The 12,652-nt window shown below is 41.0% G+C and carries 13 protein-coding genes; 10 read left to right on the top strand and 3 right to left on the bottom strand.

Going from position 1 to position 12,652, the window contains the following annotated elements:
• Position 1: 1 nt before the first annotated feature.
• The 3 genes from PF027_RS06725 to PF027_RS06715 all read left to right on the top strand — a co-directional run bounded on the left by PF027_RS06725 (position 2) and on the right by PF027_RS06715 (position 3,135).
• On the top strand, positions 2-1,243 hold the full coding sequence (locus PF027_RS06725; protein WP_270872683.1) for a serine hydroxymethyltransferase: 1,242 nt from the start codon (positions 2-4) through the stop codon (positions 1,241-1,243).
• A gap of 87 nt (positions 1,244-1,330) precedes the next feature.
• Positions 1,331-2,344 carry an SPOR domain-containing protein gene (locus PF027_RS06720; protein WP_270872682.1) on the top strand — a complete coding sequence of 338 codons (1,014 nt, stop codon included), beginning with the start codon at positions 1,331-1,333 and terminating at the stop codon, positions 2,342-2,344.
• Positions 2,344-3,135 (top strand): shikimate dehydrogenase, encoded by a 792-nt coding sequence (locus PF027_RS06715; RefSeq protein ID WP_270872681.1) that lies wholly within the window; start codon positions 2,344-2,346, stop codon positions 3,133-3,135. The genes PF027_RS06720 and PF027_RS06715 overlap by 1 nt, the downstream gene beginning before the upstream one ends.
• Before the next feature lie 2 nt (positions 3,136-3,137).
• On the opposite strand, the gene PF027_RS06710 is transcribed toward PF027_RS06715, so the two are convergent.
• On the bottom strand, positions 3,138-5,876 hold the full coding sequence (locus PF027_RS06710; protein ID WP_270872680.1) for a M16 family metallopeptidase: 2,739 nt from the start codon (positions 5,874-5,876) through the stop codon (positions 3,138-3,140).
• 194 nt (positions 5,877-6,070) lie between these two features.
• Entirely contained in the window at positions 6,071-6,667 is a 597-nt protein-coding gene (locus tag PF027_RS06705; RefSeq protein ID WP_270868864.1) for a peroxiredoxin, read from the bottom strand.
• Positions 6,668-6,842: 175 nt separating this feature from the next.
• Here PF027_RS06705 and PF027_RS06700 point away from each other — a divergent pair, with 175 nt between their 5' ends.
• The 7 genes from PF027_RS06700 (at position 6,843) to PF027_RS06670 (ending at position 11,586) form a co-directional block, all read left to right on the top strand.
• On the top strand, positions 6,843-7,127 hold the full coding sequence (locus tag PF027_RS06700; RefSeq protein WP_270859733.1) for a DUF362 domain-containing protein: 285 nt from the start codon (positions 6,843-6,845) through the stop codon (positions 7,125-7,127).
• 106 nt (positions 7,128-7,233) lie between these two features.
• The gene (ndk, locus tag PF027_RS06695) at positions 7,234-7,647 is read left to right on the top strand and encodes a nucleoside-diphosphate kinase (RefSeq protein WP_270859732.1); all 414 of its coding nucleotides are present in this window, start codon (positions 7,234-7,236) and stop codon (positions 7,645-7,647) included.
• 9 nt (positions 7,648-7,656) lie between these two features.
• The gene (locus PF027_RS06690; RefSeq protein ID WP_270872679.1) at positions 7,657-8,007 is read left to right on the top strand and encodes a YceD family protein; all 351 of its coding nucleotides are present in this window, start codon (positions 7,657-7,659) and stop codon (positions 8,005-8,007) included.
• Between the two features lie 19 nt (positions 8,008-8,026).
• The gene (rpmF, locus tag PF027_RS06685) at positions 8,027-8,173 is read left to right on the top strand and encodes a 50S ribosomal protein L32 (RefSeq protein ID WP_270859730.1); all 147 of its coding nucleotides are present in this window, start codon (positions 8,027-8,029) and stop codon (positions 8,171-8,173) included.
• Positions 8,174-8,177: 4 nt separating this feature from the next.
• Complete coding sequence (plsX, locus tag PF027_RS06680; protein WP_270859729.1) at positions 8,178-9,170, top strand: phosphate acyltransferase PlsX; 993 nt, start codon at positions 8,178-8,180, stop codon at positions 9,168-9,170.
• Positions 9,171-9,172: 2 nt separating this feature from the next.
• The gene (locus PF027_RS06675; protein ID WP_270872678.1) at positions 9,173-10,159 is read left to right on the top strand and encodes a beta-ketoacyl-ACP synthase III; all 987 of its coding nucleotides are present in this window, start codon (positions 9,173-9,175) and stop codon (positions 10,157-10,159) included.
• A gap of 83 nt (positions 10,160-10,242) precedes the next feature.
• Positions 10,243-11,586, top strand: coding sequence for a DUF2130 domain-containing protein (locus tag PF027_RS06670; protein ID WP_270872677.1), 1,344 nt, complete (start codon positions 10,243-10,245; stop codon positions 11,584-11,586).
• Between the two features lie 89 nt (positions 11,587-11,675).
• Here PF027_RS06670 and PF027_RS06665 read toward each other — a convergent pair whose 3' ends face one another.
• Complete coding sequence (locus PF027_RS06665; protein WP_270872676.1) at positions 11,676-12,599, bottom strand: methylenetetrahydrofolate reductase; 924 nt, start codon at positions 12,597-12,599, stop codon at positions 11,676-11,678.
• Positions 12,600-12,652 lie beyond the last annotated feature (53 nt).

The following is a 12,652-nucleotide window of genomic DNA, read 5'->3' as shown; positions in this document are numbered from 1 at the left end:
AATGTTGGCAGATTTTGATAAAGAAATTTTTGATTTGATGAGCAAGGAGCTAGCTCGTCAGTGCGACCATTTAGAGATGATTGCAAGCGAAAATTTCACTTACCCAGAAGTTATGCAGGTAATGGGCTCAGTGTTATCAAACAAATACGCAGAGGGCTATCCTGGCAAAAGATATTATGGCGGCTGCGAATTTGTCGATGAAATCGAAACAATCGCTATTGAGCGATGTAAAAAACTTTTTGGTTGCGAATTCGCAAATGTTCAGCCAAATTCAGGCTCACAAGCAAATCAAGGCGTTTATGGAGCGTTTTTAAAACCGGGTGATAAAATTTTAGGCATGTCTTTAAGCCACGGCGGACACCTAACACACGGCGCAAAAGTTTCAAGTAGCGGAAAGTATTATGAGAGCTTTGAATACGGCGTCGAGCTAGATGGTCGCATAAATTACGACCGCGTAGCAGACATTGCAAATATCGTAAAACCAAAAATGATAGTTTGTGGCGCAAGTGCCTATACAAGAGAGATAGATTTTGCTAAATTTAGAGAAATCGCTGATAGCGTGAGTGCGTATCTTTTTGCCGATGTGGCTCATATCGCAGGACTAGTTGTAGCTGGCGAGCACGCTCATCCGTTCCCGCACTGCCATGTCGTTAGCTCTACCACTCACAAAACACTTCGCGGACCACGCGGCGGTATCATTATGACAAATGATGAAGAATTTGCTAAAAAAATCAACAGCTCGATTTTCCCGGGCATTCAAGGAGGGCCCCTAATGCATGTCATCGCAGGAAAGGCTGTCGGTTTTAAACACAATCTAAGTCCTGAGTGGAAAGTTTATGCAAAACAGGTCAAAGCAAATGCAAAAATTTTAGGCGAAACTTTGGTAAAACGGGGCTTTGATCTAGTAAGTGGTGGCACGGATAATCACTTGATTTTAGTAAGTTTCCTAAATAGAGAATTTAGCGGAAAAGACGCTGATATAGCCCTAGGAAATGCAGGAATTACCGTAAATAAAAACACAGTCCCGGGCGAGATTCGCAGTCCGTTTATCACAAGCGGTATTCGCGTCGGAAGCCCTGCTTTGACATCTCGCGGTATGAAGGAAGCTGAGTTTGAGTTTATCGCAAATAAAATCGCAGATGTGCTTAGCGATATAACAAACACTGAACTTCAAGCAAAAGTTAAAAAAGAGATTGTTGATTTGGCACATAAATTTATCATTTACGATAAAGCGATGTATTGATTTTAAGGCGCTTTGTGCGCCTTATTACCCTTTTTAAAAGATTTGTTAAATTTTTTAAAAAGGGTAAATAAATTTTTAGGAGATATTATGACGGATAAATTTGATATGAGCGATATCACTATGAACGGAGCGCCAGGAGACGGCACAGCTAGCCTAAAAAAGCTTTTGACTATTGCGGCTGGAATTATAGTTTTGTTTTTGATAGTTCTTATAATAATGAAAGCTATCAACAAAAACGACATTGATACAAACGCAGCCCTAACAATGCCTAGCGAAGAAGAACTTACTAAAAAAGAAGAGGTAAAAAAAGAGCCAGAGGTTAATGTAGTTAGTAGCGAGGCTTCTAGTGCGCAGCCTCAAACCCCAGCTCCAAAGGCAGAGCCAATCCCTGCGCCAAAACCAAGCGAGCTTCAAATTTCAAAAGTTGAAATCAAAAATGAAGTAAAAGATGAGCCAAAGCCAGTGGTGCAAAACACTGCCCCTGATATCAAAGTGGAAATAAAAAAACCTGAGGTCAAAGAAGAGCCAAAACCTGTCGTAGTCCAAAGAATTGAGGTTAAAAAAGAAGAACCAAAACCAGAAGAGGTAAAAACCGTAAAAGAGCAGTTGCAAGCTCCAAAGGTTGAAATCAAAAAAGAAGCTCCAAAAGTCGAAGTAAAAAAAGAGACCCCAAAAACCGAGCCTAAAAAAGCAGAGGTGAAAAAACCTGAGGTCAAAAAAGATGAGCCTAAAAAGGTAGAGGCGAAAAAACCTGAACCTAAAAAAGAGGAAATCAAAAAAGCCGAAGTCAAAAAAGAATCTCCAAAAACTGAGCCTAAAAAAGAACCTACCAAAGTAGGCACTGCGGCAAAAACTGCGAATTCGAGCGTGGGGGCTGGAAATTATATCCAAGTTTTCGCTTCGAACTCTTATGATCCAAATAGCTCAGATGTGCGCAAAATCACAGCCAAAGGCTATAATCCAGTGGGTTTAAAAACCCAAGTAAATGGCAAAGATGTGGTTAAAATTTTGGTCGGTCCATTTAGTGGAGAAGAGCTAAACAAGGCTATTAGCGACATGCGTGCGGTTAATAGTGGCGCATACATTTACAGAGTGAAATAATGCACAAATTTGCCGTTTTTGGCAATCCGATATCCCACTCCATATCGCCTTTAATGCACAATTTGGCGATTAAAGAGCTAGGCCTTGACGCCTTTTATGGGCGGGTTTTGTTAGAAACAGCCACGGATTTGAAACAAAAATTTCTGAATTTAGGTTTAAATGGCGCGAACATCACCGTGCCTTTTAAGCTAGAAGCTCATAGGATAAGCGATGAGCTAAGCGAGGCGGCGCGCGAGATTGGCTCGGTGAATACTCTCGTGCGAAAAAACTCCAAATTTTACGGATACAACACTGATGCGCCCGGGTTTTACGAGGCGATTAGGGAGTTTGGAAGCTTAAAGCGCGTGCTTGTTTTGGGCGCTGGTGGCACGACACGGGCGATTGGCTATATTTTGGCGAAAAATGGCGTTAAATTTGACATTTTAAACCGCAGCGAAAAAGAGCCAGAAAATTTTAAATGCGAGAATTTTTATACTTATGAAAATTTCAAATTTCAAAGCTATGATTTGGTCGTAAATTCCACAAGCGCAGGGCTAAAAGATGATTTTTTACCAGCCCCAGTCGAAATTTTGGACGCTGTTTTTAAAGAGGCAAAATTCGCATTTGACGCAATTTATGGCAAGATTACGCCGTTTTTGGATTTGGCTAGCACTCACGGCGTTCGCACAAAAGACGGACGCGAAATGCTAATCAACCAAGGCGCATTAGCGTTTAATCTTTTTTATGATAATAAATTCGACACTGCGCAAATTGCCAAATTTATGGCGCGCGCAGTATCGTTAAAAGGCTAAATTTACTTACTTTTCGGATTCAAAATCGCGATAAACGGCTCTTTTGCTATTAAATTTGCCCCAAATTTCACATCATCGTTGCTAAGGGCGTTTATGCGCGCGGCATAAATTTCATCATCGTAAAACGGATAGCCGAAAAGCTCGTGCGAAGCGATGTTACTTAGCCAAAAATCGTTGTTTTCGCTGGCTCTTTTCATAGATAAAATTTGCGCTTTTTTGAAATTTTCTAGCTGATCTGCGCTAGTGCCGTTGCGCGCGATATCAGCGACGATTTCTTTGATTCCCTCAATCACCGCTTCTTTATCCTTTTCGTTGCACGAAAACGAGATATTTAGCCCAGATTTTATCTGCGGAAACTGCGCGTATGAGGCACTCACGCTGGCTGAGTAGATTAGCCCTTTGGCCTCTCTGATTTTTTCGGTGATTTGCGTTTTTACGGCACTTTCGAAGGCTTTGAGCTTGTATGAGTTTAAAATGTCAAACTCGCTCAAATCGTAGTTTAGATAAATCATTCTAACCTCGCTTTTATCGCTATCGCCGTAGTTTTCCTCGATTTTTATGGCGTTTGCGCTAAGCTTTGTTTGGGCGATTTCGCCCCTGCCAGCTTTGCCTTTTAAATTTCCTGCGTATTTGGCTAAAATTTCGGTGATTTTATCCTCGTCAAAATCGCCACTTATCACAAACAAATACTCGCCACCATTAGCGAAAATTTTATCTGCCAAGCCCCCAAAATGCGCTAAATTCGCGCTTTTTACATCGCTTATTTCAAGCGGAGCCTTAAAACGCAAATCCCCGCCAAATAGCGAATTTACGATTTGTTTGTTGAAGCGAAAATCTATCGTCTCATCTCTGAGCGCAAGGTTAGATAGCGCGCTACTTTGGTATTTTTCTAGCGAATTTGCGTGGATTTCTGGCGTGCTCATTTTCACAAACAGCTCCCTCATCATCGCCTCGAAATCCTTGCTAGCGCTCTCTCCGCTAAATCCGCTAGAAAGCTCGTTTATACCAAAGCGTAAAGAGTAGTTAAACCCGCTAGTTAGCCTCCTGGCCTCGTATTCGTTAAACTCGCCAATAGTGCCTGAATTTAGCAATGCGCTTAAAATTTCAGCCTCAGCCTTGCTCGCAAAATTCGAAATTCCGCCTAGTTTTTTCACGCTGATTTGTATGCTATTTTTTTTGCCCAAATTTCGCTTTAAAATCGCCTTGACGCCGTTATCGAAATTTAGCGTGGTTATGTTTTTATCGCTGTCAAAATTTTGGCTAAATTTGGCTGGTGAAGGCTCGTTTTCTAAAAGTTTTTTCTCGCCCAGGCCGTTTTTGCTAAAATTAAATGGGGTTGCGTTTTGATAAATTTTATCTATTTCCCCTGCGCTTAAATTTAGATCTTTCGTCGAAATTATCTCCGTAAAGTGCGCTCCGCTCGTGATTTGCTTAAAGTATTCATTGACATCGCTTAGCGAAATTTCGCCCAAAATCGCAAGGCTTAAATCGTGTTTGTCCTGCTTGCCAAGCTTAGTGTTGCCGTTTATTACAAAATCCAAAATTTCATAAATTTGCTTGTTTTGCGTGTCGTTTTTGATGAGATTGGTTTGGACTGAGTTGATAAATTCTGCCTTTGCACTCTCAAAATCCCCAGCCGAAAATCCATGCTCCCTAGCGCCCTTAATCGCGCTAAATAGGCTAGTCAGCGTGGCATTTGCGTCGAAATCAAAAATGTTTGCGCCAAACGAGTAAAGTCTGCGCTCACCGAATAAATCATCGCTGTCAAATCCCGCTTTTAGGGGGATTTTCGCGCCTACATTTAGGGCATCGTAGCTAAGGCTAAGAAGTTTTGCGATGTAGGTATCAAGCCAGGCTTTTTTCATTTCGCCTATGTTATTTAATGGGCTGTGCTCGCCGGCAAATACGATATTTACGGCATTTGTGCCAATCTGTGGCTCTATGATGTTTGCATAACCTGCGCCGAATTTTTGCAGGCTCGTATCGCGCGCGATTTTTTTAGAGCGAGGTTTTAAATCGCTAAATTTGGCTTTGATTAAATTTTCGATTTGCGTCGAATTTACATCGCCCACGACGATGACGCTCATTAAATTTGGCGCATAATTTCTATCATAAAACGCCCGCAAACTCTCGCTCGTCGCACCCGCTATGGCTTCGTTTTTGCCTATTGGAAAGCGTCTTTGAAAGATCGAGTTTGGATACAAAGACTTGGCTCTTTGCTCGTAAAATCTGGTTTTATAATCCTTTTTTGCCTCTTCTAAAATCACGCCTTTTTCTTTTTCGACCTCGGCTGGGTCGAATTTCACGCCCTTAGCGTAGTCCCTAAATACCGTGAAAATATCGTTTAAATTTTCATCGCTCACGCTTGCTTGGATATTGTAGGTCGTGTTTTGAAAGCTAGTTTGTGCGTTTAAATCTGCGCCAAATTTCACGCCTAGGCTTTCTAATTTTTTGACTAGCTCGTTTTTGTCGAAATTTTCGCTGCCGTTAAACGCCATGTGCTCGACAAAGTGCGCAAATCCCTGCTCATCGTCGTTTTCGTCGATACTGCCAGCATTTACATTTAGGTAAAAATATGCGCTGTTTTTGGGGACGAGGTTTTGCTGTATGAAGTATTTTAGGCCGTTTTCTAGCGTGCCTGTGGTGACATTGGCGTCGAATTTTAGCGCTAAATTTGGATCAAGTGATACGGCGAAATTTAGGCTAAATGCCGCGCAAAGTGCGAAAAATATTTTTTTCATAAATTATCCTTTTTAAAAAAGCGAGATTTTAACTGAAAATAGTAAATTTTAAATGAAAAAAGAGAGCTTTTAAAGGCTCTCTTAAAATTTCAATTTTATGGGGATACATAAAGGTGGAGCCTTAGGGGGAAGGCCCCATACGCACGCGTTTGCGTGATAAATTTGGCGCAGGGGGCTGCGCCAAATTTGGAGTTTTATAGTTTGTCTGAGTTTTTGCCTAAATACTCGGCTACGCCTTGTGGGTTAGCCTTCATACCAGCGTCGCCTTTGTTCCAGCCAGCTGGGCAAACCTCTCCGTGCTCGTTAGTAAATAGCATAGTATCTACCATACGAATCATCTCGTCGATATTTCTGCCAAGCGGAAGGTCGTTGATGACAGCGTGGCGGATTGTGCCGTCGCTATCTAGCAAAAATGAGCCTCTTAGCGCAACTGCGTTGCCAAAAAGCACATCGAAGCTTCTAGCGATATCTTTTGTGATATCTGAAACTAGTGGGAATTGGACTTTGCCGATACCGCCTGCATTTACTGGTGTGTTTTTCCATGCAAGATGAACAAACTCGCTATCGCAAGATACGCCGATAACCTCTACGCCTCTATCTTTAAATTCTTTATAGCGTTTGTCAAATGCGATAATTTCGCTAGGGCAAACAAATGTGAAATCTTTTGGATAAAAGAACACAACTGCGCCTTTTGGGCCGATGTTTTTGTAAAGGTTGAAATCCTCTACAATGCTGTTGTCGCCAAGAACGGCTTGTGCTGTAAAATCTACTGCTTTTGTAGTTACTAACATGATATTTTCTCCTTAATAATAAAATTTATTATTTGCGAATTATACACATTTTATCTTATAAAAAATTTAAACCAAATTTACACGCAATATAAAATTCAAATCTAATCAAAATTTTTAATGACTTTTTAAAAAATGTGTGTTATTATTTAGAGTATTTTTTGATAAAGGAGAAAATATGGCAGTAAAAATTACTGATATTTGTATAGCATGCGGTTCTTGTATCGATGAGTGCCCAGTTAGCGCGATTGTTGATGATAGCGATAACCCAACAGGGGCAGACACATACTATGTATATGCTGATAAATGCGTAGAGTGTGTAGGCCACAATGACGAACCAGCCTGTGCAAACGCCTGTCCAACTGACGGCTGTATCGTTTGGAGCGAAGTTGTCGCTGGACAACCAAGCAAAGCTGAAATCGGCGCAGAATTGCGCGGTGGCGATACTCCGGTAGTCGCATAAATACAAATTCAAAATTTTCATGGCTTAAATGCCATGAAAATTTAATTCTTAAATAAATTTTAACCTATTTTAGATATAATCATCCTTTTACAATAAAGGAGTTCGTATGCAACAAACACTATCAATAATTAAGCCAGATGCCGTAAAAAAGGGCGTTATAGGCAAAATCATAGATAGATTTGAAAGCAACGGTTTGCGTATAGCAGCAGCAAAAAAATTGCAATTAAGCGTAGATGACGCAAAAGCGTTCTATGCAGTTCATAAAGATCGTCCATTTTTTGGCGAATTAGTTGATTTTATGGTTAGTGGCCCGGTTGTGGTTATGGTTTTAGAGGGCGAGAACGCAGTAGCTAAAAACCGCGAACTAATGGGTGCAACAAATCCAAAAGAGGCAAAGCCAGGCACAATTCGCGCTGATTTCGCTGAAAGTATCGATGCAAACGCAGTCCATGGTAGCGATAGCCTAGAAAACGCAGCTATCGAGATTGCATTTTTCTTTGCTAAAAAAGAGATTTGCTAAGGTAAAATTTTGAAAATTAGCTTTGTAAAAATCACAAAAGAGCCGATTAAATTTGATACCCAAAGTGGCGGTGTTAAATTTAGTGGCGAGTTGCACAAATCAGGAGAAAGCCTGTATAAATGCAGTGGCCAAATTTGCGGAGCGATACCATATATTTGTGATCGTTGCGGAAGCGAATTTGAGTTAAACTTAGACGAAAATGTCGATTTAACGCTAAGCGACGGGATATATAGAGGCTCTGATAGCTTAGATGTAATCGAGTTTTTCGAGGGCAGTATCGACGTAGACGAAATTTTACAAAGCGAAGTAGAAGCGATAAAGAGCGACTACTTTTATTGCGATAAATGTAAAGAATTATAAATTTTATAAAGGAGAAAAAATGGCAGTTCCTAAACGAAGAGTGAGTAAAACTCGCGCAGCAAAAAGAAGAACTCATTACACTGTAACTCTACCTGTGCCAGTCAAAGACAAAGACGGTAGCTGGAAGATTCCTCACAGAGTAAATAAAAATACAGGAGAATACTAATCCCATGACGTCGATTGCTATCGACGCAATGGGTGGCGACTTCGGTTGCGAGCCTATTGTATGCGGAGTTATTGAAGCGCTAAGAGAGCAAAAATTCAAAGCTTTCTTAGTAGGCGACGAGGCAAAAATCGCCCCTTTTATCCCGGCAGAATTTCAAAAATATATAGAGTATGTCCAAACTGACGAAGTTTTCGAGATGAAAGAGGGTGCGACAGATGTTTTAAAGCGCAAAAATTCCACCATTTATCAAGCAGTAGATTTAGTCAGAAATGGCACCTGTAAGGCCGTGGTCTCAGCTGGTCATAGCGGGGCTACGCACAGCCTAGCTACGCTTAGAATCGGTAGAATTCCAGGTATTTCGCGCCCAGCCATTGCTACGCTTTTTCCGACTAGTCAGGGTGGTAAAACGCTGGTTTTAGATGTCGGGGCAAATGTGGATTGCAAACCTGAAAATTTATTCGAATTTGCCGTTATGGGCGAGGCTTACGCAAAAGAGATTATGGGGATTAAAACCCCTAGAATCGGGCTTTTGTCAAATGGCGAAGAGGATAGCAAGGGTAACGAGGTCAATAAAGAAATTTTCCCAAAACTCAAAAAAATGCAAAATTTCGTCGGTAACGCCGAGGGAAATCAGATTTTCGACGGTTCGGTAGATGTCGTCATCACTGACGGATTTATCGGAAATATCGTGCTTAAAACCAGCGAAGGCATAGCCAGCGCTATGAATAAGCTTATCAAAAAAGAGGCGAAAAAATCGCCGATTGCGATAGCTGGTTCGATTTTGATGAGGCGAGTATTTAAGATAATCAAAAAATCGACCGATTACGATGAAACTGGTGGTGCGCCACTTTTGGGCGTGAAAGAGTGCGTAATCATAAGCCACGGCAAAAGCACGCCAAAAGCGATAAAAAACGCAATTTTTCAAGCGCTTAAATTTTCGGATTCAAACATAAACTCGGTTATCCAAACCCAACTTAGCAACTACAACCAAGGATAAAGATGAAGGCTTCGGTGGTATCCATAGGCGCCTACGCTCCAAAGAGAGTTCTAACAAACCACGATTTGGAGGGTATGGTCGATACCAGCGATGAGTGGATTACCCAAAGAACGGGCATTAAAGAACGCCATATCGCAGATACAAATGAGGCTACTAGCGATATGGGCGCAAAGGCTGCTGCTTTGGCACTTCAAAGAAGCGGGCTAAGAGCAGAGCAAATCGACGCTGTGCTTTGCGCTACAATCACGCCTGATTATTTTTGTATGCCATCAACTGCGGCTTTGATTGCAGATAAGCTAGGGTGTAAATTTGGCGTTATGGCGTTTGATATAAGTGCTGCGTGTAGTGGATTTGTATATTTACTAGACCTAGCAAAATCGCTTATCGAAAGCGGAGCGAAAAAGCATATACTAATCGTCGGAAGCGAAAAACTAAGCGCGATTACGGATTATGGCGATAGAAGCACCTGCGTGCTTTTTGGCGACGGCGCTGGCGCAGCGGTAGTGAGCGAGGGCGAGGGTGAGGGCATAATCTACACAAACAGTGCGAGCGACGGCGCAAAGGCTGATTATTTGATCACGCCAGCACCTGGGAGCGCAAATCCTATCTCACAACAAATTTTAGACGATAAGCTCGGATTTATCAAAATGCGCGGTCAAGATGTCTATAAAATCGCAGTTCCAACGCTGATAAAATCGGTCGAAGAGGCATTAGAAAAAAATAGCCTTAAAGCTAGCGATATTGATCTGTTTGTCCCGCACCAGGCGAATTTGCGCATAATCGAGGCAGTGCGCGAAAAGATAGGCTTTACGGAAAATCAATGTGTCGTAACTGTGCAAAAATACGGCAACACAAGCTCGGCTTCAATCCCAATGGCACTAAACGAAGCTTATGAGACTGGCAGGCTAAAAAATGGCTCGTTAGTCTTGCTAGACGCCTTTGGCGGGGGATTTACTTGGGGTTCTGTGCTATTTAAATTTAACGCTTAAATTTCAAAATTTATCAAATTTAGACATTAATTGTCGAATTCTTATTGTAAAATTCACTAAAATTTTAAAGTAAAGGAAAAATCATGTCCGAAATCAAATGTCCAAACTGCGGCGAAATTTTCGCAATTGATGAGAGTGAATACCAAAAAATCGTAAGCCAAATCAGAAATAGCGAATTTGAGAAAATTGTAAACGAGAGATTACAAAACGAAAACGCAAAATTTCAAAGTGAATTAGAGCTTGTAAAATCCCAAGAAATCGCTAGGGCAAAAGAATATATAGCTAATTTAAAAGCGCAAAAAGATAGTGAAATTTCACAACTTAAAGAAATTTTGGCGAAATCACAGGCCGAACTAAAAGGCAAAGATGAGAATTTAACGCAAAAATTTGAGATTGAAAAAAGCAAAATTTCCCTAGAAAATGAGGCTAAAATCGCAGAGCTAAATCAGAAAATCACTGAGTTAAACGCCAAAATCAGCGCAAGTGAAAATGAGAAAAATTTGGCTGTGAGCAACGCTATTTCGAGCAAAGATAGCGAAATTTCCGAGCTTAAAATAACACTGAGCGAAAAAGAAAAAAATTTCGTCGAAAAAGAGCAAATTTTGCGTGAAAATTTCGAAAAAACAATCAGCGACAAAGACGCGATGATAGATTATTACAAGGATTTAAAGGCGAAATTATCGACAAAAATGGTTGGCGAGAGCTTGGAAACACATTGTAGCACAGAGTTTGAGAAGCTCCGCACCACCGCATTTGCAAACGCTTATTTTGAAAAAGACAATGAGGTCAAAGAGGGCGGCAAAGGCGATTTTATATTTCGCGATTTCAAAGATGGCGTAGAGTATATTTCGATAATGTTTGAGATGAAAAACGAGGCCGATACGACCGCGTCAAAGCACAAAAACGAGGAATTTTTTGCCAAATTAGACAAGGACAGAAATGCGAAAAACTGCGAATACGCAGTGCTTGTCTCGCTACTTGAAAGCGATAGTGAGCTCTATAACACCGGTATCGTCGATGTTTCGCACAAATATGAAAAAATGTATGTGATCCGCCCGCAGTTTTTCTTGCCGATAATCTCGCTACTACGCAATGCTGCGCTAAATTCGCTCGAAGATAAAAAGCGTCTAGTAGAGTATCAAAACCAAAATTTAGATATCGAAACCTTTAAAAGCAATATTGACGAATTTAAGGATAAATTTGGCAAAAATTACCGCTTAGCAAGCGAGAAATTTCAAAAGGCAATCGATGAAATCGACAAAACCATAAGCCACCTAGAAAAGGTAAAAAATGAGCTTTTATCTTCTGAAAATAACCTGCGCCTAGCTAATGATAAAGCCGAAAAACTAACTATCAAAAAGCTAACCAACAACGCTCCAAGCGTGCAAAAAATGTTTGATGAAGCAGGGCAGAATTCGGGCGAGTAAATTTGGCGAATTTGGCGCAAAATTTAGCAAAATTTGGGTGAAATTTAAACAAAATTTTGCGCCACAAATCTACTAAATTTTGGCGAAATTTACTTTTCGCCAATTCCTAAATTTTCCCTTTTTACGATTATTTTTTTGATTTTTTTCAAAAGCTCGATCGAAGCCTCGATTTCAGCCTTTTTGGTGCTGACACTCTCCACATTTGCCCCCACGCTAATGCCCTTTGCAAGCGAGTATTTGTAGATGAAATCAAACAGCTCCACGCACAGGCTCACCGAGCTTTGCAAGATATCGGTGCTGGTTTTTAGGCGATTTTCCAAAAAATCCGGCACGCTAATGCCAAGCCACTTCATAAATTCGAGCGTTTTTTCGCTTCCGCACGGCGTGAAAGTAAAGATTATAGGCACTTTTTTGCACCCAAGATTAGCATAATCATCTATGAAATTTTTCACACTCTCAGCGTCATAGACAGCTTGGCTTATGAAATACTCGCACCCGCTTATGCTTTTTGACGCGATTTTTAGGTGCTCGGCGCGTGTTTGTTTGTGGCGCTCGGCTATGCAAATTCCGCCCAAATGCAAATCGCTAGCAATCTCTTTTTTTATCTGATATGCCCGTTTTAGCGGGATTTTCATCGTATCGTATTTCGAGGAAGCCCCCACAAATACGCCAAAATTACTCGCTCTTGCATTTAAAATTTCGTTAAATTTGCTCTCATTGTATTTTCCCACAGCGCGGTAGATTATGGCTGGTTTGACCTCGCGCAGGTGTTTGGTGTAATACAGCGCGGGATCTAGCGTTTCGATGAATTCATAAGTGCGCGTCTCTCTCGTCCTTGCGCTCTCATCTTGCAAATCATAAATGACTATGCCATCGCAAGGCATGGAGTTTATGCGCTCTCTCCAAAGCGCGCCAAGTCGCTCGATTTTTTCGGGCTCGAAACTGATTTTTGGCGGAACGATACCATAGAGCAAAATTCCGCTAGCATTGTTTTTAATTTTTTGTTCCAACATTGATAAATTCCTTAAATTTAGGATATTGTAGCAAATTTAAATTTAAAAATTTA

The sequence above is a fragment of the Campylobacter sp. VBCF_01 NA2 genome (genome assembly GCF_027797205.1).
Classification (GTDB): Bacteria; Campylobacterota; Campylobacteria; order Campylobacterales; family Campylobacteraceae; genus Campylobacter_B.
This window is presented reverse-complemented; position numbering and strand designations above follow the sequence as displayed.

Coding starts and splice junctions, on each gene's coding strand:
- PF027_RS06710 (WP_270872680.1), bottom strand. CDS start 5,876: ATGAAAAAAATATTTTTCGCACTTTGCGCGGCATTTAGCCTAAATTTC.
- rpmF (WP_270859730.1), top strand. CDS start 8,027: ATGGCAGTTCCTAAACGAAGAGTGAGTAAAACTCGCGCAGCAAAAAGA.
- plsX (WP_270859729.1), top strand. CDS start 8,178: ATGACGTCGATTGCTATCGACGCAATGGGTGGCGACTTCGGTTGCGAG.
- PF027_RS06725 (WP_270872683.1), top strand. CDS start 2: ATGTTGGCAGATTTTGATAAAGAAATTTTTGATTTGATGAGCAAGGAG.
- PF027_RS06700 (WP_270859733.1), top strand. CDS start 6,843: ATGGCAGTAAAAATTACTGATATTTGTATAGCATGCGGTTCTTGTATC.
- PF027_RS06715 (WP_270872681.1), top strand. CDS start 2,344: ATGCACAAATTTGCCGTTTTTGGCAATCCGATATCCCACTCCATATCG.
- PF027_RS06665 (WP_270872676.1), bottom strand. CDS start 12,599: ATGTTGGAACAAAAAATTAAAAACAATGCTAGCGGAATTTTGCTCTAT.
- PF027_RS06675 (WP_270872678.1), top strand. CDS start 9,173: ATGAAGGCTTCGGTGGTATCCATAGGCGCCTACGCTCCAAAGAGAGTT.
- ndk (WP_270859732.1), top strand. CDS start 7,234: ATGCAACAAACACTATCAATAATTAAGCCAGATGCCGTAAAAAAGGGC.
- PF027_RS06705 (WP_270868864.1), bottom strand. CDS start 6,667: ATGTTAGTAACTACAAAAGCAGTAGATTTTACAGCACAAGCCGTTCTT.
- PF027_RS06720 (WP_270872682.1), top strand. CDS start 1,331: ATGACGGATAAATTTGATATGAGCGATATCACTATGAACGGAGCGCCA.
- PF027_RS06670 (WP_270872677.1), top strand. CDS start 10,243: ATGTCCGAAATCAAATGTCCAAACTGCGGCGAAATTTTCGCAATTGAT.